General features: G+C 68.0%; 26 protein-coding genes. 11 read left to right on the top strand and 15 right to left on the bottom strand.

Annotation, left to right across the window (positions count from 1 at the left end; translation table 11 throughout):
* Positions 1 to 2: 2 nt before the first annotated feature.
* On the top strand, positions 3 to 809 hold the full coding sequence (locus GGQ62_RS07755; RefSeq protein ID WP_152578380.1) for an APH(3')-I family aminoglycoside O-phosphotransferase: 807 nt from the start codon (positions 3 to 5) through the stop codon (positions 807 to 809).
* Here GGQ62_RS07755 and hemW read toward each other — a convergent pair whose 3' ends face one another.
* Genes hemW through rph form a run of 3 tightly spaced genes read right to left on the bottom strand, consistent with a single transcriptional unit; the run spans position 810 to position 3,295 of the window.
* The gene (gene hemW / locus GGQ62_RS07750) at positions 810 to 1,964 is read right to left on the bottom strand and encodes a radical SAM family heme chaperone HemW (protein WP_152578379.1); all 1,155 of its coding nucleotides are present in this window, start codon (positions 1,962 to 1,964) and stop codon (positions 810 to 812) included.
* A complete protein-coding gene (gene rdgB, locus GGQ62_RS07745) occupies positions 1,964 to 2,563 on the bottom strand; it encodes an RdgB/HAM1 family non-canonical purine NTP pyrophosphatase (RefSeq protein WP_152578378.1) in 600 nt (199 codons plus the stop codon). The genes hemW and rdgB overlap by 1 nt, the downstream gene beginning before the upstream one ends.
* On the bottom strand, positions 2,564 to 3,295 hold the full coding sequence (gene rph / locus GGQ62_RS07740) for a ribonuclease PH (protein ID WP_152578377.1): 732 nt from the start codon (positions 3,293 to 3,295) through the stop codon (positions 2,564 to 2,566). It lies immediately after the preceding gene.
* 111 nt (positions 3,296 to 3,406) lie between these two features.
* On the opposite strand from rph, the gene hrcA reads away from it, so the two are divergent.
* Together hrcA and GGQ62_RS07730 are read left to right on the top strand one after the other, a co-directional pair.
* Positions 3,407 to 4,444 carry a heat-inducible transcriptional repressor HrcA gene (gene hrcA / locus GGQ62_RS07735; RefSeq protein ID WP_152578376.1) on the top strand — a complete coding sequence of 346 codons (1,038 nt, stop codon included), beginning with the start codon at positions 3,407 to 3,409 and terminating at the stop codon, positions 4,442 to 4,444.
* A complete protein-coding gene (locus tag GGQ62_RS07730) occupies positions 4,441 to 4,977 on the top strand; it encodes a nucleotide exchange factor GrpE (RefSeq protein WP_152578375.1) in 537 nt (178 codons plus the stop codon). Before hrcA ends, GGQ62_RS07730 begins: the two co-directional genes overlap by 4 nt.
* On the opposite strand, the gene GGQ62_RS07725 is transcribed toward GGQ62_RS07730, so the two are convergent.
* Positions 4,952 to 5,227 (bottom strand): hypothetical protein, encoded by a 276-nt coding sequence (locus GGQ62_RS07725; RefSeq protein WP_152578374.1) that lies wholly within the window; start codon positions 5,225 to 5,227, stop codon positions 4,952 to 4,954. The two genes, GGQ62_RS07730 and GGQ62_RS07725, sit on opposite strands and share 26 nt — an antisense overlap.
* Positions 5,228 to 5,268: 41 nt before the next feature.
* Positions 5,269 to 5,970: a PEPxxWA-CTERM sorting domain-containing protein gene (locus GGQ62_RS16350; RefSeq protein ID WP_243446674.1), complete on the bottom strand. Its 702-nt coding sequence runs from the start codon at positions 5,968 to 5,970 to the stop codon at positions 5,269 to 5,271.
* A gap of 107 nt (positions 5,971 to 6,077) precedes the next feature.
* Between GGQ62_RS16350 and GGQ62_RS07715 the strand changes: the two genes are divergently transcribed.
* Both GGQ62_RS07715 and GGQ62_RS07710 read left to right on the top strand, forming a co-directional pair.
* A complete protein-coding gene (locus tag GGQ62_RS07715) occupies positions 6,078 to 7,316 on the top strand; it encodes a putative DNA modification/repair radical SAM protein (RefSeq protein ID WP_152578373.1) in 1,239 nt (412 codons plus the stop codon).
* 95 nt (positions 7,317 to 7,411) lie between these two features.
* Positions 7,412 to 8,821 (top strand): UdgX family uracil-DNA binding protein, encoded by a 1,410-nt coding sequence (locus GGQ62_RS07710; RefSeq protein ID WP_152578372.1) that lies wholly within the window; start codon positions 7,412 to 7,414, stop codon positions 8,819 to 8,821.
* Here GGQ62_RS07710 and GGQ62_RS07705 read toward each other — a convergent pair.
* Both GGQ62_RS07705 and ald read right to left on the bottom strand, forming a co-directional pair.
* Entirely contained in the window at positions 8,814 to 9,497 is a 684-nt protein-coding gene (locus tag GGQ62_RS07705) for a DJ-1/PfpI family protein (RefSeq protein ID WP_152578371.1), read from the bottom strand. The two genes, GGQ62_RS07710 and GGQ62_RS07705, sit on opposite strands and share 8 nt — an antisense overlap.
* 51 nt (positions 9,498 to 9,548) lie before the next feature.
* Positions 9,549 to 10,646 (bottom strand): alanine dehydrogenase, encoded by a 1,098-nt coding sequence (gene ald, locus GGQ62_RS07700; protein ID WP_152578370.1) that lies wholly within the window; start codon positions 10,644 to 10,646, stop codon positions 9,549 to 9,551.
* Positions 10,647 to 10,806: 160 nt separating this feature from the next.
* Between ald and GGQ62_RS07695 the strand changes: the two genes are divergently transcribed.
* Both GGQ62_RS07695 and GGQ62_RS07690 read left to right on the top strand, forming a co-directional pair.
* Positions 10,807 to 12,717 (top strand): potassium transporter Kup, encoded by a 1,911-nt coding sequence (locus GGQ62_RS07695; protein WP_152578369.1) that lies wholly within the window; start codon positions 10,807 to 10,809, stop codon positions 12,715 to 12,717.
* A gap of 79 nt (positions 12,718 to 12,796) precedes the next feature.
* Entirely contained in the window at positions 12,797 to 13,132 is a 336-nt protein-coding gene (locus GGQ62_RS07690) for a hypothetical protein (RefSeq protein ID WP_152578368.1), read from the top strand.
* A 22-nt stretch (positions 13,133 to 13,154) separates the two neighbouring features.
* Here the strand turns inward: GGQ62_RS07690 and GGQ62_RS07685 are convergent, their stop codons facing one another.
* Positions 13,155 to 14,324 carry an acetyl-CoA C-acyltransferase gene (locus GGQ62_RS07685; protein WP_152578367.1) on the bottom strand — a complete coding sequence of 390 codons (1,170 nt, stop codon included), beginning with the start codon at positions 14,322 to 14,324 and terminating at the stop codon, positions 13,155 to 13,157.
* A 102-nt stretch (positions 14,325 to 14,426) separates the two neighbouring features.
* On the opposite strand from GGQ62_RS07685, the gene GGQ62_RS07680 reads away from it, so the two are divergent.
* The 3 genes from GGQ62_RS07680 to GGQ62_RS07670 all read left to right on the top strand — a co-directional run bounded on the left by GGQ62_RS07680 (position 14,427) and on the right by GGQ62_RS07670 (position 17,447).
* Entirely contained in the window at positions 14,427 to 16,433 is a 2,007-nt protein-coding gene (locus GGQ62_RS07680; protein WP_152578366.1) for a TonB-dependent receptor, read from the top strand.
* Between the two features lie 243 nt (positions 16,434 to 16,676).
* Positions 16,677 to 17,027, top strand: coding sequence for a MarR family winged helix-turn-helix transcriptional regulator (locus GGQ62_RS07675; RefSeq protein ID WP_207790521.1), 351 nt, complete (start codon positions 16,677 to 16,679; stop codon positions 17,025 to 17,027).
* Between the two features lie 15 nt (positions 17,028 to 17,042).
* On the top strand, positions 17,043 to 17,447 hold the full coding sequence (locus GGQ62_RS07670) for a DUF1398 domain-containing protein (RefSeq protein WP_207790520.1): 405 nt from the start codon (positions 17,043 to 17,045) through the stop codon (positions 17,445 to 17,447).
* A 99-nt stretch (positions 17,448 to 17,546) separates the two neighbouring features.
* Here GGQ62_RS07670 and GGQ62_RS07665 read toward each other — a convergent pair whose 3' ends face one another.
* Positions 17,547 to 18,332, bottom strand: coding sequence for a molybdopterin-binding protein (locus tag GGQ62_RS07665; RefSeq protein WP_207790519.1), 786 nt, complete (start codon positions 18,330 to 18,332; stop codon positions 17,547 to 17,549).
* Positions 18,329 to 19,195, bottom strand: a complete 867-nt coding sequence (locus tag GGQ62_RS07660) for a cytochrome b/b6 domain-containing protein (RefSeq protein WP_152578364.1) — start codon at positions 19,193 to 19,195, stop codon at positions 18,329 to 18,331. Before GGQ62_RS07660 ends, GGQ62_RS07665 begins: the two co-directional genes overlap by 4 nt.
* 158 nt (positions 19,196 to 19,353) lie before the next feature.
* Between GGQ62_RS07660 and GGQ62_RS07655 the strand changes: the two genes are divergently transcribed.
* A complete protein-coding gene (locus tag GGQ62_RS07655; RefSeq protein WP_152578363.1) occupies positions 19,354 to 20,328 on the top strand; it encodes a magnesium transporter CorA family protein in 975 nt (324 codons plus the stop codon).
* 17 nt (positions 20,329 to 20,345) lie between these two features.
* On the opposite strand, the gene GGQ62_RS07650 is transcribed toward GGQ62_RS07655, so the two are convergent.
* The 5 genes from GGQ62_RS07650 to proB are packed head-to-tail and all read right to left on the bottom strand — an operon-like array spanning position 20,346 to position 24,159.
* Positions 20,346 to 20,756 carry a 23S rRNA (pseudouridine(1915)-N(3))-methyltransferase RlmH gene (locus GGQ62_RS07650; protein ID WP_152578362.1) on the bottom strand — a complete coding sequence of 137 codons (411 nt, stop codon included), beginning with the start codon at positions 20,754 to 20,756 and terminating at the stop codon, positions 20,346 to 20,348.
* Between the two features lie 3 nt (positions 20,757 to 20,759).
* Positions 20,760 to 21,188: a ribosome silencing factor gene (gene rsfS / locus GGQ62_RS07645; protein ID WP_152578361.1), complete on the bottom strand. Its 429-nt coding sequence runs from the start codon at positions 21,186 to 21,188 to the stop codon at positions 20,760 to 20,762.
* Positions 21,189 to 21,191: 3 nt separating this feature from the next.
* The gene (locus GGQ62_RS07640) at positions 21,192 to 21,788 is read right to left on the bottom strand and encodes a nicotinate-nucleotide adenylyltransferase (protein ID WP_152578360.1); all 597 of its coding nucleotides are present in this window, start codon (positions 21,786 to 21,788) and stop codon (positions 21,192 to 21,194) included.
* Complete coding sequence (locus GGQ62_RS07635) at positions 21,785 to 23,041, bottom strand: glutamate-5-semialdehyde dehydrogenase (RefSeq protein WP_279379637.1); 1,257 nt, start codon at positions 23,039 to 23,041, stop codon at positions 21,785 to 21,787. Before GGQ62_RS07635 ends, GGQ62_RS07640 begins: the two co-directional genes overlap by 4 nt.
* On the bottom strand, positions 23,038 to 24,159 hold the full coding sequence (gene proB, locus GGQ62_RS07630) for a glutamate 5-kinase (RefSeq protein WP_152578528.1): 1,122 nt from the start codon (positions 24,157 to 24,159) through the stop codon (positions 23,038 to 23,040). The genes GGQ62_RS07635 and proB overlap by 4 nt, the downstream gene beginning before the upstream one ends.
* Positions 24,160 to 24,168 lie beyond the last annotated feature (9 nt).

Genomic DNA, 24,168 nt, shown 5'->3' with positions numbered 1-24,168 from the left:
CGATGACCGGTCAAGCCCGAGAACGTGCCTGCAAGCCAGTGCCGACGCCGGCGAGCATCACCACCGCCGTCGACGGCTATCGCTGGGCGCGGGACACCGTCGGTGCGGCGGGTGCCGCCGTCTATCGATTGCATGGCAAGGCCGGGGCGCCGGACCTTTACCTCAAGCACGGCCATGGAACGCTGGCGGGCGATGTGACGGACGAGATGGTGCGGCTGCGCTGGCTGGCGGATCACCTGCCGGTGCCGAGGCTGGTGCAGTTTGTCGGCACCCCGGACGATGCCTGGCTGTTGATGACGGCCGTCGCCGGAGAGACGGCGTACCAGCAGCTGTGCGCCGGCGGTGGTGGCGAGATCGTCGACGCCCTGGCGCGCTTCCTGCGGCGGCTGCATGCGATCCCGCCTGTCGACTGTCCGTTCAATGCCGACCATCGCCTGCGGATGGCGCAGGCGCGGGTGCGGATCGACGCCGGATCGGTCGACCTGGACGACTTCGACGACGCGCGGCAGGGTTGGAGCGCCGAACGGGTGTGGGACGCGATGCAGGCGCTGCTGCCGCTGCACTCCGACCTGGTGGTGACACACGGCGATTTCTCGCTCGACAATCTGGTGATGGCCGGCGGCGAGGTCGTCGGGATGATCGACGTCGGGCGGGCCGGCCTCGCCGACCGCTGGCAGGACCTGGCGATCTTGTGGAACTGCCTCGACGATTTCGATGCGTCGCTGCAGGCGCGATTGTTGACGGCCTATGGCATCGCGCCCGATGCCGACAAGCTGACGTTCCATCTGCTGCTCGACGAGCTGTTCTGATCAGGCCGCGATCTGCTTGAGCACGGCGTCGACGAACGGCTGGCCGGCGGCCGTCAGCCGCAGGCCCTGTGTATCCTGTTCGAGCAGGCCCTGGTCGACCAGCCGGACGACACGGTCGGGGCGCAGGACGGCGGCTAGCGGCAGGCCGGTGCGGGCCTGGAAGCGCGCCGCGTCGATGCCGGCGGCGAGGCGCAGGCCCATGACCAGTGCCTCGGTGGCGCGCTCGTCGGGCGTCAGCAGGGTTTCGCTGCGGCCGCTGCCGGCAGCAACGCCCGCCAGCCAGGCTTCGGGCTTCTTCAGCCGTGCGGTGGCGACGCCCTGCCGGCGGCCATGGGCACCGGGGCCGATGCCGGCATAGTCGCCATAGGTCCAATAGGCGAGGTTGTGGCGGCTTTCGGCGCCGGGGCGGGCGTGGTTCGACACTTCATAGGCAAACAGGCCGGCGTCGGCGGTCATGGCGCGGGTCAGGTCGAACAGATCGGCCGAGGTGTCCGAATCGGGCATGTCGAGCTGGCCGCGGGCGTGAAGCGCGGTGAAGCGCGTGCCGGGCTCCAGGGTCAGCTGGTAGAGCGACAGGTGCGACGTGCCGAAGGCGATGGCGCGGGCAAGCTCGGGCGCCCAGCTGTCGGGCGTCATGCCGGGGCGATCGTAGATGAGGTCGAAGCTGACGCGGGCGAAATTCGCCTGGGCGATGTCCAGCGCGGCGAGGCCCTGGGCGAGGTCGTGCGGGCGGCCAAGGGCCTTCAGATCTGCGTCGTTCAGCGCCTGCAGGCCGAGGCTGAGGCGGTTGACGCCGGCGGCGGCGAAGCCGGCGAAGCGCGCGGCTTCGACCGAACTGGGATTGGCTTCCAGCGTGATTTCGATGTCGGGCGCGGCGGGCCAGTGGTGCGTGGCGGCGTCGATGATCGCCGCGACTGTGGCCGGCGGCATCAGGCTCGGGGTGCCGCCGCCGAAGAAGATGCTGGCGAGACGGCGGCCGGGCAGGCGCGCGGCTTCATGGGCGAGGTCGGCGAGCAGGGCGGTGCGCCAGGCATTGTCGTCGATGCTGGCGCGGACATGGCTGTTGAAATCGCAATAGGGGCATTTGGTGACGCAGAACGGCCAGTGGACGTAGAGGGCGATGGGGTCCGGCGCGGCTGGGATGGGGTTTCCCATTAGCGGGGGGGAAGAAGCGGCAGCAGCTGCGCAAACGCCCTTGCGCGGTGGTTGTCGGCTTCCTTTTCCGCCCGCGAGATTTCGCCGAAGCTGCGCGACTTGCCGTCCATGACGAACATCGGGTCATAGCCGAAGCCCTTGTCGCCGCGCGGCGGCCAGACGAGGCGGCCGTCGCAGCGGCCTTCCACGCTTTCGGTATGGCCGTCGGGCCAGGCGATGGTCAGCGCGCAGATGAAATGCGCGGTGCGCGGGCCGTCCTGGCCCATGGCGTCGTGAACGCGCGCCATGGCGATGGCGAAGTCCTTGCCAGGGCCGGCCCAGCGCGCCGAATAGATGCCGGGGGCGCCGCCGAGCGCATCGACGCACAGCCCCGAATCATCGGCGAGCGCCGGCAGGCCGGACGCCGTGGCAGCGGCAAGCGCCTTCAGTTCGGCATTGGCGATGAAGGTCTCGCCGGTCTCCTCGGGCTCCGCCAGGCCGAGGTCGCCGGCGGACACGATGTCGAGGCCGTGGGGCCCGAGCAATTCGGCGAGTTCCACCACCTTGCCGGGGTTGTGGGTGGCCAGCACCAGCCGACCGGGCGCAAGCTGGCGGCGCATCTACCGGCCGGTAGCCTTCAGCTGCGCGGCGAAGACCTCGTTGCAGCCGATGCGGGCCAGGCGGAGCAAGCGCAGCAGGGTTTCCTCGTCGAAGGGGGCGCCTTCGGCCGTCGCCTGGACTTCGACCATGCCGCCGCTGCTGGTCAGCACGAAATTGGCGTCGGTGCCGGCATCGCTGTCCTCGACATAGTCGAGATCGAGCACCGGCTGGCCGTTGTGGACGCCGCAGCTGATCGCGGCGACCTGGGTGGCGAGCGGATCACCGGCGAGCGGCGTCCCTTTTGCCGCGGCCTGGGCCATAATGCCGTCGATGGCGAGGCGCAGCGCCACCCAGGCACCGGAGATCGACGCCGTGCGGGTGCCGCCATCGGCCTGGATGACGTCGCAATCGAGGGTGATCTGGCGTTCGCCGAGCAGCTTCAGGTCGGTGACGGCGCGCAAGGACCGCCCGATCAGCCGCTGTATTTCCTGGGTGCGGCCCGACTGCTTGCCCTTGGCGGCCTCGCGGCTGCCGCGGGTGTGGGTGGCGCGCGGCAACATGCCATATTCGGCCGTCACCCAGCCGCTGCCCTTGCCGCGCAACCACGGCGGCAGGCGATCCTCGACACTGGCGGTGACAAGGACATGGGTCTGGCCGAACTTGACGAGGCACGATCCTTCGGCATGCGCCGAAAAACCGGGGATCATCTCGATGGTGCGCATCTGGTCGGGGGCGCGGCCGCTGGGGCGCATGGGCTTTCCTTTGGATATATGGGCGGTCGGTAGCGGGTTCGGCGGCGGGTCGCAACGGCAGCGCTCGGGTTCGGCGTTGCGGGGATGGGGGCGAGCGCCTACATTCCCGCCATGCAATCTCCTTCCGTGGCCGAGCTGAACGACCGCGCGCGTGAGGTCTTTCGGCAGATCGTCGATTCCTATCTCGCCACCGGCGCGCCGGTCGGGTCGCGCACCCTGTCGAAACTGGGCGCCCTGGGGTTGTCGCCGGCGTCGATCCGCAACACCATGCAGGACCTTGAAGAGCTGGGGCTGCTGGCAGCGCCGCACACGTCGGCTGGACGGTTGCCGACCCAGCTGGGGCTGCGGATGTTCGTCGACGGCATGATGCAGGCTTCCGAGCCGTCCGAGGACGAGCGCAACCTGCTCGATTCGGGGCTGTCCGGCGGCGCCGCGATCGAGGATGTGCTGGCACGCACCACCACCGTATTGTCGGGCCTGTCGCAATGTGCCGGGCTGGTGCTGGTGCCGCGCCGCGAAATGCTGATCCGGCAAGTGAGTTTCGTTGCGCTGTCGCCGCAGCGTGCGCTGGTCATCCTCGTCGGCGCCGATGGCAGTGTCGAGAACCGTGTCGTCGAGCTGCCGGAAGGCGTGCCGCCGATGGCGCTGGAGGCGGCGGCCAATTACATCAACGCGCGGCTGGCGGGGTTGACGCTGGCCGGCGCCAGCGATCGGCTGGCGACGGAGATTGCCGCCGACCGTGCCATGCTCGATGCGATGACGGCGCAGGCGGTGGCGACGGGGCTGGCAGCCTGGTCGTCGGATGGCGCGGCGCGGCCCGTGCTGATCGTGCGCGGCCAGGCCAATCTGGTCGAATCGAGCGTCGATCTCGACCGCGTGCGCCAGCTGCTCGGTGATCTCGAGGACAAGGAGGAACTGATCCGCGTTCTCGAACTGGCACGCAATGCCGACGCGACCAAGATTTTCATCGGCGCCGAATCGCAACTGTTCTCGCTTTCGGGGTCGAGCGTCATCGCGGCGCCCTATCGCGGGCCGGGCGGACAGGTGGTCGGCATTGTCGGCGTTATCGGCCCGACACGGTTGAACTATGCGCGGGTGATACCCATGGTGGATTATACCGCACGAACATTGAGCAGGTTGGTAGCATGAATGACATGAACGACGCGCCGGAAATGACCCCCGATATCGAAGCCGACGCGGTGCCCGAAGCAGCCGAGGCGAACCATGCCGAACTGCTGGACGCCAAGGACAAGGAAATTGCCGAGCTGAAAGATCGCCTGCTGCGCCAGGCGGCCGAGACCGAGAATACACGCCGCCGGCTGGAGCGCGACAAGGCCGACACCGCGGCCTATGCGATGACCGGCTTTGCCCGCGACCTGCTGGCGGTGGCGGACAATCTGCGTCGGGCCGTGGCGGCGTTGCCCGCCGAGGGCTTCGACGCGGTGCGGTCCGGAATCGAAGCGACCGAACGCGAACTGACCGCGATTTTCGGTCGTCACGGCATCACCAAGGTCGAGACGGCGGGCCAGAAGCTCGACCCCAATCGCCACCAGGCGATGATCGAGGTCGAGCATGAAACGCATGCGCCGGGCGCCATCGTCGATGAACTGCAGGCCGGCTATGTCATCAAGGACCGGTTGCTGCGGCCGGCGCTGGTCAGCGTCGCGAAGGCAAAAGCGTAGGATCGGTCGCGCGGCCGGCGTCGATGGTGACGCCGGTTGCTGCGGCAGCGTCTTTTTCGGCCTGTTCCTTCAGAATGCGGCCGATCGCCCAGGCACCGACAGCCATTCCGACCATGCCGAGCGGCCCGAAGCGCGGGGCAATGAACGGCAGGGCAAGCCCGACCAGGGCACCGGCGGGCCCCGCTGCGGCGCCGCCGAACTGGCGGGCAATCAAAGTCGTCGCGGTCGTGCCCATCAATTGTCGCAGCATTCTTCCGTCCTTGTCCTGATCATCGGGTTGGGATTTGCGCCTTAACGCCCGGCAATCAAGATCGGTCCCGAACCAAATTTGCAACGGCTGGCATCGTCGTCGGGTGGTGTGACGCGGACACTGGCTTTTCGCCTGAGCGCGGCGCCGACAAGGCCGAATCCGGCGATGAGCATCGCCCAGCTGGCGGGCTCCGGCACGGCGCCGGCAATGTGACTGTCCGAAATTGTCAGCGTGATCGGTGATGTGCCGGCGACGCGGATCTGGAACTGCGGCGGGTCGACATAGTGGAGCGTGGCGCAGACCACGTCGAAAACCCCGTTGAACGGGATGCAGTTGTTGTAGCTTGTCGGCGCCCGATAGAGGAGCCGGGCGGCATTGTTCTGCAGGCCGCCGTCGAGATTGACATGCTGGCAGCTGGTCGCGTCGAGGCGCAGATCGCAGCTGGGATCATAGGGGTAGGTGTTGCCGTTCAGGATGATCTCCTGATTGCCGAATTCGTCCTCGTCGATCAATTCCCACCAATAGCGAACGAATTGCGCCGCGATCCGCCAGTCGACTTCGCTCAAAATGCCCGATCCGACGCTGATATAGGTCCGGTGGTCACGATAACCCGACACGCTGGCGAGCGTGCCGGAGAAGGTTGCGCTGCCGTTGGTGGGCGACAGTGTCTGCTGGAACAGAATGGCCGATTGTGCCGAGGCGCTTCCCAGCAGCGCGGCCGCAAAGACGACCAGATTTTTCACAGATGCCCCTCCTCGATGAAGATTTGTTTACCACAGTGTCAGCTTCCTGCGGAGTCTCGCCGAAATGTCGCATTGCGCGGGAGAACAATGGAACATAGAAAGAACGGATGGCGCATCTGGACACACGCGAGAAGCTTGCCATTCTTGCCGATGCGGCCAAATACGATGCCTCCTGTGCGTCGTCGGGAACGGCGAAGCGGTCATCGGTGGGTGGCAAGGGCGTCGGGTCGACCGAGGGCATGGGCATATGCCACAGCTATGCGCCGGATGGGCGCTGTATCTCGTTGCTGAAGATCCTGCTGACCAACAGTTGCATCTTCGATTGCCATTATTGCATCAACCGGCGCTCGTCGAATGTGCGGCGGGCGCGCTTTACCGTCGATGAGGTGGTGCGGCTGACCCTGGCTTTCTACAAGCGCAACTATATCGAGGGGCTGTTCCTGTCGTCGGGGATCATCGGGTCGTCGGACCACACGATGGAGGCGATGGTGCGCGTGGCGCGGACGCTGCGACTGGAGCATGATTTCCGCGGCTATATCCATCTCAAGACCATTCCCGACGCCGCGCCGGAACTGCTCGAGGAGGCGGGACTGTACGCCGACCGGCTCTCGATCAACATCGAACTGCCGACCGAAACCGGCCTGGCGCGGCTGGCGCCCGAAAAGAACGGCGTGCGCATCCGCGGCGCCATGACCGGGTTGAAGACGGCGATCGACGACAACAAGGACGCGCGCAAACATTACCGATCGGCGCCGAAATTCGCGCCGGCGGGGCAATCGACGCAGATGATCGTGGGCGCGGATGGCGCCGACGACAGCGCCATCATGGGCACGGCGCAGGGTCTTTACGGGCGGTTCGGGATGCGGCGGGTCTATTATTCCGCCTTCTCGCCGATTCCCGATGCCAGCGCTGTGCTGCCGCTGGTGTCGCCGCCGCTGATCCGCGAGCACCGGTTGTACCAGGCCGACTGGTTGATGCGGTTCTACGGCTTCGGCGTGGCCGAGGTGCAGGATGCCACCGATGCCGGCCATCTGCCACTCGATATCGACCCCAAGACTGCCTGGGCGTTGAAGCAACGCGGCCAGTTTCCGGTCGATATCAACCGGGCGCCGCGCGAGATGTTGCTGCGCATCCCCGGGCTGGGAGTGAAATCGGTCAATGCGGTGCTGCGGGTTCGGCGGCAGCGGCGGCTCGATCTTGCCGACCTGGGGCGGCTGGTGCGCGGGATCGACAAGCTGCGGCCGTTCGTGATCGCGGCGGACTGGCGGCCGGTGGCGCTGGCCGATGCCGGCGGCCTGCGGGCGACCCTGGTCAAGCCGGAACGGGCGCAGCTGGAGTTGTTCTAAGGGCTGCCGGCGCCTCGATGGCTGGCACCGAACCGCCGTGGGCGTGTTTATCAAATGGGTCTGGGCCAATGGCCCAGCCGCCGGAGGCCCTGTTCTTGACAACCGTCACCCTCGCTTCTCCCGATGATTTCGACGGCTTCCGTACGGCCGCGCGGAGTTTGATCGCGGGCGGCATCGGGCCGGAGACGGTGTCGTGGCGGGTCGCAGGGGATGCGGGCGACCTGCTCGGCGGGGGTGATGCGGGGGCAGGCGGGGCGGAGTTGCGGGTGCCCAAGGCGTTCCCGGACCTGGCGCGGCGGGTGATCTGCCATTCGGACCCGGAGCGGTTCGCGTTGCTGCACGCGGCGCTGGTGGCGCTGCAGGCGCGGCCGAAGTTGCTGGAGGACAGTGCCGATCCGCTCGTTCGCCGGCTCGACATGCTGGCCAAGGCCGTCGGGCGCGATGTCCACAAGATGCGCGCGTTCGTGCGGTTTCGCGAGGTTCCTGACGATACCGGCGAGCGGTTTGCGGCCTGGTTCGAGCCGGAACATCATATCGTGCGGCTCAATGCCGGCTTTTTCACGCGGCGCTTCACGACGATGCGCTTTTCGATCCTGACGCCCGAGCTCTGCATGCACTGGGATGGGGAGGCGGTGGCCTTCAGCCCCGGCGCGGTCAAGGCCGATGTGCCGGGCGACGATCCGCTCGAGGCGACGTGGAAAACCTATTATGCCAGCATCTTCAACCCGGCGCGGCTGAAGATCAACGCGATGACCAGCGAGATGCCGAAGAAATACTGGAAGAACCTCCCCGAAGCAGCGCTGATCCCCGACCTGATCGCCGGCGCGGCGAAGCGAACGCGGACGATGATCGATGATGGCGGCTTGCCGAAGCCGGCCTCCCTCGATGGGGGTCCGGGGCCTCAGGCCTTGGCCGGCATCGACGCCCTGCGCGCTGACGCCGCCACCTGCCAGCGCTGCCCCCTGTGGGCGCCGGCGACCCAGACGGTGTTCGGCGAGGGTCCGGCGGATGCGGTGCTGATGTTCGTCGGCGAACAGCCGGGCGACCAGGAGGATCTGGCCGGGCGGTCGTTCGTGGGGCCGGCGGGGCAGGTGTTCGATGCGGCGCTGGCAGCGGCCGGGATCGACCGGGCCCGCGCCTATGTCACCAACGCCGTCAAGCATTTCAAGTTCGAACCGCGCGGCAAGCGCCGCATCCATGCCAAGCCCGGCGCGGGGGAAATCACCGCGTGCCGCTGGTGGCTGGATGCCGAACGCGCGGCGCTGAAGCCGCGGGTCATCGTGGCGCTGGGGGCGACGGCGGCGCGGGGCGTGACCGGGCGGGTGGTGACGATTTCGCGCGAACGCGGGCGGGCGATCGTGCAGCCGGACGGATCGGAGCTGTGGATCACCGTCCACCCGAGCTATCTGCTGCGTATCGAGGACCCGGCGGCGGCGGCAGCGGAGCGCGCCGCGTTCATCGCGGATCTGCGCGCCGTGGCGGCGCGGGTGACAGCGCTCAGCTGACCCCGGCCGCGATGGCGGCGACCTCGGCCTCGCGGGTGGCCAGGCGGCCGGCCATGGCGGCGCGGACCTGCGCCAGGATTTCCGGGCGGGCCGTCGCCGGGGTGCCGCCGCCGATCGGCTCCGGATCATATTCGAGCGCCAGCTGGATGGCTTCGGCGACGTCGCGGCCATGGGTCTGTTCGATGATGCGGAAGGCGAAGTCGATACCCGAAGTGACGCCGCCGGCGGTAATGCGGTCGCGGTCGATGACGACGCGATCGGCGACGAATGTCGCGCCGAACAGGACAAGTTGTTCGCCCGCAGCCCAATGGCAGCCGGCGCGATAGCCGCGCAGCAGCCCGGCAGCGGCAAGGATCAGCGAGCCCGTGCAGACGCTGGTGACGAGTTTCGCGGTTTCCGCCTGGCGGCGCAGCCAGGCCAGGACCTCGGCATCGCGCATGACGGGGGCGATGCCGACGCCGCCGGGGATGCACAGGATGTCGAGCGGCGGGCAATCGGCGAAGGTTGTCGTCGGCACCAGCGCGAGGCCGCAGTCGCTCATCACGGGGTCGCGGCTTTTCCAGACATAATGGAGCCGGGCGCCGGGCATGCGGCTGAGCACCTGCGCCGGGCCGGTCATGTCGAGCTGGGTCAGGTCGGGCCAGAGAAGGAAGCCGATGTGGGTGGGCTGGGGCATGGCGGTCTCCATCATCTGGCTTCCCTCCCGGCGGTGGAGGGAAGGCGGGGGTCAGGCAACGAACGGCAGGTCGAGCGCCTCGGCGACGGCCTTGTGGCGGATATGCCCGCCGGCGACGTTGAGGCCGGCGGCGAGATGCGGGTCGGCGGCCATGGCGGCGGCGGCCCCGGCGTCGGCGAGGCGCAGGACGAAGGGCAGGGTGGCATTGCCGAGCGCGAAGGTCGAGGTGCGGGCGACAGCGCCGGGCATGTTGGCGACGCAATAATGGATGATGCCGTCGATGACATAGACCGGGTCGTCGTGCGTCGTGGCGCGGCTGGTTTCGAAACAGCCGCCCTGGTCGATGGCGATGTCGACAAGCACGCTGCCGCGCTTCATCTTGGACAACATGCTGCGGCTGACCAGCTTGGGCGCCGCCGCGCCCGGCACCAGCACGGCGCCGATGACGACATGGGCGCTTTCAACCGCTGCGGCGATAGCGGCCCGTGACGCGAACACGGTCTTTACCCGGCCGTCGAACATCTGGTCGATTTCCGCCAGGCGTGCGGTCGAGATGTCGTAGATCGTCACATCGGCGCGCAGGCCCACCGCCATCTGCGCGGCGTTGACCCCCGAGACGCCGCCGCCCAGGATGGCGACGCGGCCGGGCGCCACGCCGGGGACGCCGCCGAGCAGGATGCCGCGGCCGCCGGCTTCCTTTTCCAGATAATGCGCGCCGACCTGGACGCTCATGCGGCCCGCGACTTCCGACATCGGGCGCAGCAGCGGCAGGCCGCCATTGGCATCCGTGACGGTTTCATAGGCGATGCAGGTGGCGTGCGAGGCCATCAGCGCCATCGCCTGCGGCTTGTCGGCGGCGAGGTGGAGGTAGGTGAACAGCACATGGTGCGGTTTCAGCCAGGCACATTCGTGCAGCTGGGGTTCCTTGACCTTGACGATCATGTCGCTGCCCGCGAACACCGCTTCCGGCGTGGCGAGGATGCGCGCGCCGGCGGCGATGTAATCCGCATCGCTGAAATCGATGCCGCCGCCGGCGCCGGTTTCGACCAGCACCGTGTGGCCACGCGCCGCCAGTTCCGCGACGGCGGCAGGGGTCAGTCCGACGCGATATTCGTGGACCTTGATTTCCTTGGGCACACCGATGTGCATGGCGACGTCCTTCATTGTGGAATTGTGCCTGCAATAGCGGGTCGCACGCCGCGACAACAGCCGTCATGGCCGCGACGTTGCCGCGAGATGGATGCTGCATTGCGGCAGCAATGGGGCTGTGGTAACGCCCGCGCCGCTTCCCTGCAGGGCCAATCCGACCATGTCGAGCGATTCGACCGCGACGACTTCCTCTTCTGCTGTCCATGGTCACCACGCGCCGCAGGGAACGGTTCGTCTCGCGGTCGGCGCCATCGGCGTGGTGTTCGGCGATATCGGCACCAGCCCGCTTTACGCGCTGAAGGAAACCTTCACCGGCCATCACAAGCTGGCGGTCGACGCCTTGCACGTCTTCGGCATCATGAGCCTGGTGTTCTGGACGATGACGCTGATCGTCACCGTCAAATATGTGCTGGTCATCCTGCGTGCCGACAACCGCGGCGAAGGCGGCAGCCTGTCGCTTTTGGCGATGATCTCCCGCCTGTCGCCCAACAACACGCGGGCGCGCTACCTGACGCTGCTCGGGGTGCTGGCGACGGCGCTGTTCTTCGGCGACTGCATCATCACCCCGGCGATCTCGGTGCTGTCGGCGGTGGAGGGGCTGACCGTGGTCGGGCCGGGCATGGACCGGCTGGTGCTGCCGATCTCCATCGTCATCCTGATCGCGCTGTTCCTCATCCAGGCACGCGGGTCGGACAAGGTCGGGCGGCTGTTCGCGCCGATCATGCTGGTCTATTTCGCCGTCATCTCGGTGATGGGGCTCAACCAGCTCATCGCCAATCCGGTCATCCTGCAGGCGATCAACCCGATCTGGGCGTGGCGGTTCTTCATGGTCGATCCGACGCTGGGGTTCCTGGCGCTGGGGTCGGTGGTGCTGTCGGTCACCGGCGCGGAGGCGCTCTATGCCGATATGGGGCATTTCGGGCGGCGGCCGATCCAGCTGTCCTGGCTGTGGTTCGTGATGCCGGCGTTGCTGCTCAATTATTTCGGCCAGTCGGCGATGCTGTTGCGGGCGCCGGAAACGGTGGAAAACCCGTTCTTCCTGATGGTGCCCGAATGGGGCCGGCTGCCGCTGGTCGGGCTGGCGACCTGCGCGACGATCATCGCCAGCCAGGCGGTGATCTCCGGGGCGTTCTCGGTCACGCACCAGGCGGTCCAGCTGGGCTTCCTGCCGCGGCTGAAGATCACCCACACATCGGCGTCGGCGGCGGGGCAGATCTATATCCCGCTGGTCAACTGGGGCCTGCTGGTCATGGTCATCCTGCTCGTCGTCAGCTTTCGCAATTCCTCGGCGCTGGCATCGGCCTATGGCATCGCCGTCACCGGCACGATGATCATCACGACGTTGATGATGGCGGTGCTGGTGCTGACGGTGTGGAAGTGGAATCGCTGGCTGGCCTATGGCTTTGTCGCGACCTTCCTGATCATCGACACCGCCTATTTCGCCTCCAACCTGACCAAGATTCCCGATGGCGGCTGGTTCCCGTTGCTGGTCGGCGCGATCGCCTTCACCTTCCTGACGACCTGGGCCAAGGGACGGTCGCTGATGCAGGAGCGGTTGCGCGAAAGCGCCATGCCGATGGAGGTGTTCATCAAGTCCGCTGCCAGTGCCGCGACGCGGGTGGCCGGTACGGCGGTGTTCATGACGACGGCGCCCAAGGGCGTGCCACCGGCGCTGCTCCACAACCTAAAGCACAACAAGGTGCTGCACGACCGTATCATGATCCTGACCGTGGTCGTCGATGAAGTTCCCTATGTGTCCGACGAGGACCGCATCGGCACCCACGACCTCGGCAACAATTTCTACCGCATCTTCGTCCGCTATGGCTTCATGCAGGAAATCGACATTCCGGCGGTGCTGAAGAAGGTGGAAAATTGCGGGCCCAAGCTCAAGATGATGGAAACCAGCTTTTTCCTGTCACGCCAGACACTGCTGGCAAGCGACCGCCCGGGGATGGCGCTGTGGCGCGAGCATCTGTTCAGCTGGATGATGCGCAACGCCGAAAGCGCGATGGATTTCTTCAAGCTGCCGACGAACCGGGTGGTCGAACTGGGGTCGCAGGTCGAAATCTAGCGTGTCCCGAACGCGCGATCCCGCTGGACTGTCGATGGACGATTCAGCATTGTGCCAGGGGGCAATGGGGGATTTCGGAATGCGCCAGATTTTGATTTCGGTGGCTATGGTCGCGATCGTGGCAACGCCGGCGCTGGCCGCAGGCGTTCACAAATCCACGGTGCCGCCCAAGGGCAACCCGGCAACCTGGGTCACTGCCGATGATGCCGACGGCGCCGTCCTCCAACTTGGCGGCGGCGTCGCGACCGTCGCATATGACATCACGCCGGAGGGGCGTGCCACCAACTGCCAGGTCACAAAACCAGCGCAGAGCGCGAAAATCGGCGATTACATCTGCAGGCTGGTGGTGCGGCGGGCGCGTTACCTGCCCGGCAGTGCCGGTACGGGAAGCTATACGATGGGCTGGGCCGACTGATGTCGTCCACTCCTGCAGCAACCTAGACTTCGAACAAGGCGGCCGCGCCCATGCCGCCGCCGACGCACATGGTGACGACGATGCGCCGGGCGCCGCGCCGCCGCCCTTCGATCAGCGCGTGGCCGGTCAGGCGCGACCCCGACATGCCGAAGGGGTGGCCGATCGAAATGGCACCGCCATCGACATTGATCTTTTCAGGGTCGATGCCGAGCTTGTCGCGGCAGTAAAGCACCTGCACCGCAAAGGCCTCGTTGAGCTCCCACAGGTCGATGTCGTTGACCGTCAGGCCGTGGCGGGCGAGGAGCTTTGGCACCGCGAACACCGGCCCGATGCCCATTTCCTCCGGCCCGCAGCCGGCGACGGCGAAACCGCGGAAGCTGCCGAGCGGGGCCAGGCCGCGCCGCGCCGCCTCCGCATCCGACATCACCACGCAGACGCTGGCGCCGTCGGACAACTGGCTGGCGTTGCCGGCGGTAATGAAGCCCTGGTCGCGCACCGGCTTGAGCGCGGCGAGGCCAGCCAGCGCCGTGTCGGGACGGTTGCCTTCGTCCCGGGCCAGGGTGATGGTCTCGAAGCTCACGGCGTCGTCGCGGCCGGTGATGCGCTTGCGGACGGTGATCGGGACGATCTCGGCGTCGAAGCGGCCGGCGTCCTGGCCGGCGGCGGTGCGGCGCTGGCTTTCGAGCGCATAGGCGTCCTGCGCGTCGCGGCCGATGCCGTATTTGGTCGCGACATGATCGGCGGTTTCGATCATCGGCCAGTAGAGCGCCGGCATGGTTTCGGCGATTCCGTCGGATCGATAGCGCGTCAGATTCTTGTGCGGCAGCACCAGCGACACCGAATCGAGCCCGCCGGCGACATAGATGCCATCCTCCCCCGCCTTCAGCCGCTGCGCCGCAAAGGCGATGGTCTGCAGGCCGGATGCGCATTTGCGATCGATGGTGGTGCCGGCGACGCTGACCGGAAGGCCGGCGGCCATGGCCGCGACGCGGGCGACATTGTTGCCGGTGGCGCCTTCGGGATGGGCGCTGCCGAGCATCACGTCCTCCACCTCGGCGCCGTCGACCCCGGCGCGGTCGAGCGCGGCGCGGATGACATGGGCGCCGAGCACCGCGCCCTCGGTATCGTTGAGCGTGCCCTTGTAGGCGCGGCCGATCGGCGTGCGCGCGGTCGATACGATGACGGCGTCCATGGTGATCGTTCCCCGATATTGTTTTGCCTATCGATAATGGGGCCTTGGCATTTGTGCCAGCAGGCTTGACGCCAGCGCCTGTCAGCCGCCACCAACGCCGCCATGATGGATGTTGCACCCGCGGAAATCGTCGTCACCGGCCAGGCGCTGCCGGCGCCATCGGGGGCGGCGGCCTATTCGACCGTCACCATCGATTCGGCGCGGCTGGCGACGACCGCCAGCGGGCGCATCGAGGATGCGTTGAAGGACGTGGCGGGGCTGGTGGCGTTCCGGCGCACCGACAGCCGCTCGGCGAACCCGACATCGCAGGGGGTGACGCTGCGCGCACTGGGCGGCAATGCCGCGTCGCGGGCGCTGGTGCTGCTCGATGGCGTGCCGGTGGCCGATCCGTTTGCCGGCTATATCCCGTGGAGCGCCATCGACCCGTCGCGACTGGCGAGTGTCAGCGTCGTGCGCGGCGGCGGTGCAGGGGCCTTCGGCGCCGGTGCGGTGGCAGGCACGCTCAACCTCAGCAGCGGCACGCCGGCGACGCTGGCACCGGTCAGCCTGGGGATCGCCGGGGGCTCGCGCGGGTCGTGGGAAGCGGCGGGCGGGGTCACGGCGCAGTTGGGGCAGGGGTTCGTTTCGGTCAGCGGACGGTATGACGAAGGCGATGGCTATGTGCTGCTGCCCGAAAACCAGCGCGGGCCGATCGACATTCCGGCGCGGTACAAGAGCTGGGGCGCCAGCATCCGCGCAGTGGTGCCGGTCAGCGATGCGACCGAAGTCCAGGTGACGGGGCGGGCGTTCGATGACGAGCGCGTGCGCGGGATCGAACTGGTCAATTCGCGGACCCGCGGTGCCGATGCCAGCGTGCGGGTGGTGCATCGCGGCGACTGGGGCGCGGAGGCGCTGGCCTATGTGCAGACGCGCGATTTCGCCGCCGGCTTTGCTTCGGTCAACGCCGCCCGCACCACGGCGACGCCGACGCTCGACCAGTATCGCACCCCGGCGACGGGCATCGGCGGCAAGATCGAGCTGCGGCCGCCGCTGGGCGCGGCGCACGACCTGCAGATCGGCATCGATGCGCGGCGCGGCGATGGCGCCAGCCATGAACGCTTCCGTCTGGTGAACGGGTTTTATACCCGGCTGCGCGAGGCGGGCGGCGCGACATCGACCGTCGGCGTCTATGCCGAGGACAGCTGGAAGCTGAACGACCTGCTGACCCTGACCGGCGGCGTCCGCGCCGACCGCTGGGCGATCGCGCAGGGTCGGTTGATCGAACGCGATTCGGATACGGGCGCCGTGACGCAATCGTTGCTGACTCCGGCGCGCGATGGCTGGCGGGCAACGGCGCGGGGCGGGGCGGTGGTGACGCTGGCGCCGGCGCTGGCGCTGCGTGGTGCCGCCTATACCGGCTTCCGGTTGCCGACGCCCAACGAGCTGTACCGCCCCTTTCGCGTCGGCGCCGATGCGACCGCGGCGAACCCGGCGCTGGATCTGGAACGCGCGCGGGGTGTGGAGGCCGGTTTCGACTGGCGGCCGATTCCGACGGCGCGCCTGTCGGTGACCGCCTATGCCAATGAACTGGCCGGCGCGATCGCCAATGTCACGCTGGGGCGCGGCCCGGGCAATTTTCCGCAAGTCGGCTTTGTGGCGGCAAACGGATCGTTCCGCCAGCGGCTCAACCTCGACCGGGTGGTGGTCCATGGCGTGGAGGCCGATGCGTCGGTCAGCGCGGGGCCGTGGAGCGCACAGGGGTCATTGGCGTGGGCCGACCCGCAGGTGCGGGCGAGCGGGCCGGCGGCGGGGCTCGACGGGCTGCGACCGGCGGCGTCCCCGCAGCTGAGCGCGTCGGGGACGTTGGCGTGGACCGGGACGCGGCTGGGCGCGGGGGTGACGTTGCGCCATTTCGGTGCGCAGTTCGACGACGACCAGAATCTGCGCCGGATCGCGCCGGCGACGACGCTCGATGCGAGCGCCCGGCTGGGGCTGTGGCAGGGCGTTTCCGTCGAGGTGCGCGCCGAGAATATCACCGATGCGACGGTGGTGTCGGGCGTGGGGGCGGACGGGCTGATCGACCGGGCGCAGCCGCGCACGCTCTGGCTGGGGCTGCGCTGGCAGGGGTAATGCCGCCCGTATCGGTGATCCGGCGCCCAGCGCGCGACCACCGATGGCCCCATTGCAGCAGTTCATCCCGTCGCATGCAAATCCGGTTGACTAGGAAACTTTAGCCAGATAGTTTCCTAGTCAACCAGAGGGGTTGCCGTGTCTTGCGATATTCCCGAACTCACTGCGCATCTTGGATACCGGCTGCGCCAGCTGTCCAACCACGTGTCCCAGGCCTTTTCCCGCAAGCTGGCGGCAAAGGACGTGACCGTCGCCGAATGGACGGTGATGCGCCGCCTCTACCCGGTGGAGTCGGTCGCGCCGAGCCAGCTCGCCGATGCAATGGGCATGACACGCGGCGCGATCTCCAAGCTGGCCGATCGCCTCGTCGCCAAGTCCCTGGTTGTGCGCGATGCCAGCGCCACCGACGGGCGCGCCCATTTTCTGCGGCTGACAGCGCACGGGGCGGAAATGGTGCCCGCGCTCGCGGCGCTGGCCGAACAGAATGAAGCGGAATGCTTCGCCCACCTCAGCAGCGCGGATCGCGCCGTTCTGGAGCGCATCCTGGCAAACGCGGTGGTGCAGTTGCGCATAACGGCCACGCCGGTCGAATGACGACGAAAGGACCGCATGATGGACCCACACCTGATCGACATCGCCACGGCCTGCCTGCGCGGCGCCGAGGACCATGCGATGACCTTCCCGCAGATTGTCGACACGCTGATGGCGGCAGGCTTTGAAAGCTATGCGGTCGACTATCGGCGCGCCACCGCGATCTATTACCACCCCGACGGCGACAGCTTGGCGTTGGCCGCGCACCGGCTCGACACGCCGGTTGCGGCGCAGTTCGACACGGCGGCGATCACGGCCGCCATCCGCGAAGCGCAGCAACTGGTGCCGGGTTATAGCTATGAAGGCTTTTGCCGAAAGGTCATGGATGCGGGGTGCGCTGGCTATATCGTGTCGTTCAGCGGACGTCGCGCCGTCTATTTCGGCCGCACCGCCGAGACGCATGTCGAGCATTTTCCGCAATAGCCTGCACCTTGCGGGGACGTGCGATGTCGATGTCGACGGGCCTGGCGTCCCGGCTTGCTGCGGCGGCGTTTGCCCGGCCCTATGCCCGATGCGCCGCCGTCAGATTCCGGCATACCATTCGTAACCGCGGTCTTCCCAATAGCCGCCATGGCCGCTGCCATAGCCCGCCAGGCTGTCGACCACATCGATCGCCATCAGATATTTGGCGTGCTTGTAGCCGAGCTGGCGTTCGACGCGCAGCCGCAGCGGGGCGCCATGGCCGATGCTGAGCGGGGCACCGTTCATCATGGTGGCGAGGATCGTCTGGGGGTGAAAGGCGTCGATCATGTCGATGCTTTCGTAATAGCGCGCGGTCGACTGGGGGCCGCCTTTGGAAACCTCCCCACCATAATCGTCGGCGCAGCGAAAAACGATGTAGCGCGCGCGGGTCTGCATGCCGGCGGCCATCAACACGCTGGCGAGTTGCGGTCCGGTCCATTCGCCGATCGCGCTCCAGCCTTCGACACAGTCGTGCCGGGTGATCTGGGTCCGCGCCGGCATGGCGCGGAGTTGCGCAAGGCTGAGCGAGAGCGGGTTGGCGACCAGCCCGTTCACGGTCAATCGCCAGTCGGCAAAGTTGCCGGCCTTGAGCGCCTGGTAATCGGCGTCGACCGGCTCGCGCGTGCCATTGACCTTGAACACCGGCGACATGTCGGCGCGGCTGAATTCGCGCGCCAGTGCGTCGCGGCCGGCAAAACGCTGGAAGCCGCGCGACGCATCCTCGGCCGACCGGACGATTCGCGCGAGTTTGTCATCGCTGGCAAGGTTGTCGCAGCCCGCGAGCAGCAGGCCACCGGCCGCGGCGCCGCCGACGCCGATCAGCCGGCGGCGCGACATCAGGATCATGGTGCGACCTCGGGCTTGGCAGGATCGATGCGGAAGCGGCCGGTGATCATCGATCGGATCTCGTTCCAGGGTCCGGCCAGCAGCACCATCAGCAGATGGACGATGATGAACAGGATCAGCAGATTGGCGAAGATCCAGTGCAGCGATCGCGCCGAGGCGCGGCCGCCGGTGGCTTCGATCAGCAGCGGCCAGGCGGCGTTCATGCCCGGCGACATGGCAAGGCCGGTGAAGATCATCCCCGGGATGAGCAGGAAGATGACGCCGCCATAGGCGAGCTTTTGCAGGATGTGATAATGCCGCGCGTCCTCGCCCCTGGGAAATCGCAGCCGGGCATGGGCGGCGACATCATTGGCGATATTGGCCGGCGCCAGTTCGGCGGCGCTGGGCGCCAGGTCGCGGCGGAAATGGCCGCTGAACAGGCCGTAGGCGAGATAGACCAGCCCGTTGACGACCAGCACCCAGGCGAAGAAGAAATGGAAATTGCGCGCCGTCGCCAGGTCGCGATAGCTGGGGAAGGTCGCCCAGTGCGGATAGGCGATGGCCTGCGGCGCGCCGGCCTTGCTGTCCGACAGGCCCAGGATGCCGGTGGTGGTGATGCGCAGGTCACCGATGCGGACGAAGCCGGCATCGCCGCTGCTGCCGATCTGCAGCCAGGCCTGTGCCGCATCGGGCGACGCGCCATATTGGCCCCATTGCAGCATCGGATAGGCGTTGAAGATGTTGAGCCCGGTCATCAGCAGGAAAAAGATCGCGATCGCGTTGATCCAATGGGTGACGCGCACGGCCAGCGCGTGACGGTGGAACAGATAGGGCGCACCGGGGGCGACCGCGGGCGGCGTATCGGCAGGTTGCATCAAGGCCATGGTATCGCTGCTCCCCCGCACGCGCATCAACGGACATTCGGGCCGGCAGCGTCACAGGTTACAAATGTTTTGCGATGCATATTGCCGATTGCCGTCATAAAAGCGGCGGCTGCCGACCGCACCTGTTCCAGTGTCGCAGAATGAAGGGCCCGAGCTGAATGTTGCGTGTCTTTGTCCCGGGCCAGCCCAAGCCGCTGACCGAAATCGATGCCAGGGGCGCGCTGCCATCGGGCGCGGTCTGGATCGACATGTTCAATCCGACGCATGACGAGGAAGCCTTTGTCGAAGCCGCAACCGGCATCGGCGTGCCGACCCGCGACGAAATGGCGGAGATCGAAACGTCCAGCCGCCTCTACACCGAGGATGGTGCGATCTACATGACCGCGACGCTGGCGACCGGCATCATGCGCGGCGCGGCGGAAAGCCATGCCGTCAGCTTCGTGCTGACACCGGCGCATCTGATCACCGTCCGCTATGCCGAAATCGTGTCGTTCGACCGCTTCGCCGGCCATGCCGAACGCGCCCCGGCGATGTGCGCGACACCGCCGATGGCGCTGGTCAATCTGCTCGATGGCGTCGTCGACCGGTTGGCCGACAGCATCGAGCATATCGGCCGCGACGTCGATGCGATCTCGCGCAAGGCCTTCGGGCGGGCGCGGGGCAATGGCTCGCAACGCCTGTCGAACCTGGTGCTGCAGACCCTGCTCGTGCGGCTGGGGTCGGCCCAGGATTCGCTGTCGAAGGCGCGCGATTCGGCGGTCAGCCTGTCGCGCGCGCTGGGCTATCTGGCGTTCGCGGCACCCAAGAATGCCGACCTGGGGCCGCACATCAAGAGCCTGACGCGCGACCTGGCATCGCTGACCGATCATGCGACCTATATGAACGGCAACATCACCTTCCTGCTCGATGCGGCGCTGGGGTTCATTTCCATTGAACAGAATGCGGTGCTGAAGATCTTTTCGGTCGGCGCGATCGTGTTTCTGCCGCCGACGCTGATCGCCGGCATTTATGGCATGAACTTCGATTTCATTCCCGAACTCCATTGGCATTTCGGCTATCCATGGGCGCTGATGCTGATGGTCGCATCGGCGGTGCTGCCCTATGTGTTCTTCCGCTGGCGGGGGTGGCTGTAGCGCTGTCGCAGCCGCTGCTAAGTTCGGTGATAGGGGTGGCCGGCCATGATCGTCGTGGCCCGATAGATTTGTTCAGCGAGCATGGCGCGGACGAGCATGTGCGGCCAGGTGGCGCGGCCGAAGCCGAGCAGCAGGTCGGCCGCGGCCCGAGTCGCGGCGTCATGGCCGTCGGCGGCGCCGATCAGGAAGCGCACTTCGCGGGCGCCACCGTCCTGCCACTGCCGCAGCCGCTCGGCGAGCGCGGGGGACGGCAGGTCGGCGCCGGTTTCATCGAGCACCACGGTGCGGCCGCCGGCAAAGCGCGGCCAGGGCGCCAGTTCCCCGATTTCGACGACGGACAGGTCACGCACGCGCGCGCGATAGCGATCGACAAGGTCGGCTTCGGGGGACTGGCCGATTCGGCCGCGGGCGACGATCGTCAGCCGCACGGGTTACGGCCGGGCGAGATTGCCGATGCGCGGTTCGCCGGGGTTGGCGTCGTCGCCGAACGCCCACATCTTTTCCAGATTGTAGAAGGCGCGGACTTCGGGGCGAAACAGGTGGACGATGACATCGCCGGCGTCGATCAACACCCAGTCGGCGGTCGGCAGGCCCTGGACTCGCGCCGGGCGGCCGAAATCCTGCTTGCACTTGTCGGCAATCTTGGCCGCCATCGATGCGACCTGCCGGCCCGACTTGCCGCTGGCGATGACCATGTAATCGGCGATGCTGGTCTTGCCGGCGAGCGGGATCGAAACGACTTCCACCGCCTGGTCGTCGTCGAGCGATTGCATGACCATGGCATGCAGCGCCTCGATATGGGCGTCGATTTCGGCAGCGCGGGTCTTGGTGGTGGTGTCAGTCAAAAAACGTCCGATCATCAGTCAGTGCCTGTGGTCCATCCGGCGTGGCCAATCCGGATCGCGGGCGCGAATCGCCGTCGCCGACACCGGGGTCGCCCGGATATCGAGCACCACGATTGCCGGCAAAGTCCAGCCCGGCCAGTCGGCGGCGGTGCCCTGGCGACGGCGCCAGCGCCGTGCCCAGGCCATTGCCGGGGAACGCAAGGCATCCCCCATGTAGCGCGGTCGCGCCAAAACGGCAATCGGCAGCCGTCGAAGCAGATCGCGCCAACGGTGCCAGCGGTGAAGTTCGGGCAGGATATCGGCGCCGGCGAGCCAGATGAACCGGCAGTCGGGGTGGCGATGCTGCAGCGCGGCTACGGTATCGATGGCAAAGCGCGTGCCGAGCCGGGCTTCGATGGCGCTGGCGCGGATCCGCGGATGACGGGCGGTGCGGCGGGCGGAGGCGAGGCGCGCCGGCAACGGTGCCATGTCGCTGCTGGACTTGAGCGGGTTCTGCGGGCTGACCAGCCACCAGACTTCATCGAGCCGCAGCCGCCGCATGGCTTCGATGCTGATGTGGCGATGGCCGGCATGCGCCGGGTTGAACGAGCCGCCCAGAAGCCCGATTCGCTTCAAGCGCGCACCTGCCCCGTGCCGCGGACCAGCGTCTTGTAGGTGGTCAGCCCTTCGAGGCCGACGGGACCACGGGCATGGAGGCGACCGGTGGCGATGCCGATTTCGGCGCCGAAGCCGAATTCGCCGCCATCGGCGAACTGGGTGGAGGCATTCCACAGCACGATGGCGCTGTCGACGGCGGCGAGAAAGCGCTCCGCCACCCCAGGGTCCTCGGCGACGATGGCATCGGTGTGCGAGGAGCCATGGCGGGCGATGTGGGCGATGGCACCTTCGACGCCATCGACCAGCGCCGCCGAAGCGATCGCGTCGAGATATTCGGTGTTCCAGTCCTGGTCGCCGGCAGGGCCGATGCGGGCATCGAGGCCGAGCACGTCGGGATCGCCGCGAACCTCGCAGCCGCCATCGACCAGCGCGGCGATGACGGCGTGCTGCAGGCCGGCGGGCGCGGCGCGGTCGATCAGCAGCGTTTCCATGGCGCCGCAGACGGCGGTGCGGCGCAGCTTGGAATTGACGGTGATGGCGACGGCCGTGGCGCGGTCGGCGGAGGCATCGACATAGACATGGTTGATGCCATCGAGGTGCGCGAGCACCGGCACCCGTGCCTCGGCCGCGACACGCGCCACCAGCCCCTTGCCGCCGCGCGGGATGATGACGTCGATCAGCCCCTGGGCGGCGAGCATGGCGCCGACCAGCGCGCGGTCACCGGCGGGGACCAGCTGGACGGCAGCGGCCGGCAGCCCGGCGCTGGCCAGCCCGGCGGCGACGCATTGCAGCAGGACGGCGTTGGACCGCCCCGCCTCCGACCCGCCGCGCAACAGGCAGGCGTTGCCCGCCATCAGGCACAGTGCGGCAGCGTCGGCGGTGACGCCCGGGCGGCTTTCGTAGATGATGCCGATGACGCCCAGCGGCACGCGGACACGTTCGAAGGCGAGGCCGTTGGGCTGCGTCCACGTCCTGATCGATTCGCCGACCGGGTCGGGCAGGGCGGCAACGGTGTCGAGGCCGGCGGCAATGGCCTGTACGCGCCCGGCGTCGAGGGCGAGCCGGTCGATGAGGGCCGCCGAAATGCCGGCGGTGCGGGCGTCCGTCACATCGGCGGCGTTGGCGGCGAGAAGATCGCCCGCCCGGGCGCGGATGGCAGCGGCAGCGGCGGTGATCGCGGCGGCCTTTTGCGCCGTCGGCGCGGCAGCGAGGTCCGAAAGTGCGGCGCGGGCGGCGGCGGCCATCGTGTGGATCGTCTGCACAGCGGTCACAGCAGCACCAGATGGTCGGCGTGGACGATGGCGGCGCGCGGCGCATAGCCGAGCACGGCGGCCTGGACGTCGCCGCGCAGCCCCTTGATGGCATCGGCATCGGCCGCGTCATAGCCGGCCAGGCCATGGGCGATCGTGCCATCGGGGCCGGTGATGGCAACGACATCCCCGCGCGCGAAATTGCCCGCGACCTGGGTGACGCCGGCGGCAAGCAGGCTCTTGCCGCGCGCCAGTGCGGCGGCGGCGCCGGCATCGATGGTCAGCGTGCCGGCGACGGTCAACCGCCCGGCGAGCCAGGCCTTGCGGGCGCGGGCGCCCTCGCCGGCGACGAACACCGTGCCATGGCCGGTGGCGGCGAAGCGGGCGAGCGGGTTGGCGATGCGGCCGTCGGCGATGGCGAGGGGGATGCCGGCAGCTGCGGCGATGCGGGCAGCCGCGATCTTGGCCGCCATACCGCCGGTGCCAAGGCCCGATCCGCTGCCGCCATCGGCCATCGCGGCGATTTCGGGGGTGATGCGGTCGACGATCGGAATCAAGCTTGCCGACGCGTCGCGGGCCGGGTTGGCGGTGTAGAGGCCATCGACATCGCTGAGAAGGATCACACCCGACGCGCCGGCGGCCTGGGCCGCGCGTGCGGCGAGCCGATCATTGTCGCCGAAGCGAATTTCGGTGGTCGCCACCGTGTCGTTTTCGTTGAGCACCGGCACCGCGCCCAGCGCCAGCAGCCGGTCAATGGTGGCGGCGACGTTGAGGTAACGGCGGCGGTCCTCGAGATCGCCCAATGTCAGCAGCACCTGCGCCATGGTCAGGCCGGCAGCGGACAGCAGCGCCTCCCAGACGGCGCTCAGCGCCACCTGGCCGACAGCGGCGGCGGCCTGGGCGTCCTCCAGGCTGGCGCGGCCGCCCTTTTCAAGGCCGAGGCGCCGGGCGCCGAGCGCAATGGCGCCCGACGAGACGACGACGATCTGTTGGCCGGCGGCGCGGCGTGCTGCAAGGTCGGCGACGACGCTCGCCAGCCACGCCCGCCGCACGGCGCCGGCCTCGATCAGCAGCGAGGAGCCGATCTTGACGACGAGGCGCGGGCAGGCGACCGGGTCGAAGCGGGCGGCGGACGCCATCGTTGCCAT

The organism is Polymorphobacter fuscus, from assembly GCF_011927825.1.
Lineage (GTDB): Bacteria > Pseudomonadota > Alphaproteobacteria > Sphingomonadales > Sphingomonadaceae > Sandarakinorhabdus > Sandarakinorhabdus fusca.
Note: the sequence above shows the minus strand (reverse complement) of the source record. Positions and strands in the feature narration are given on the sequence as shown.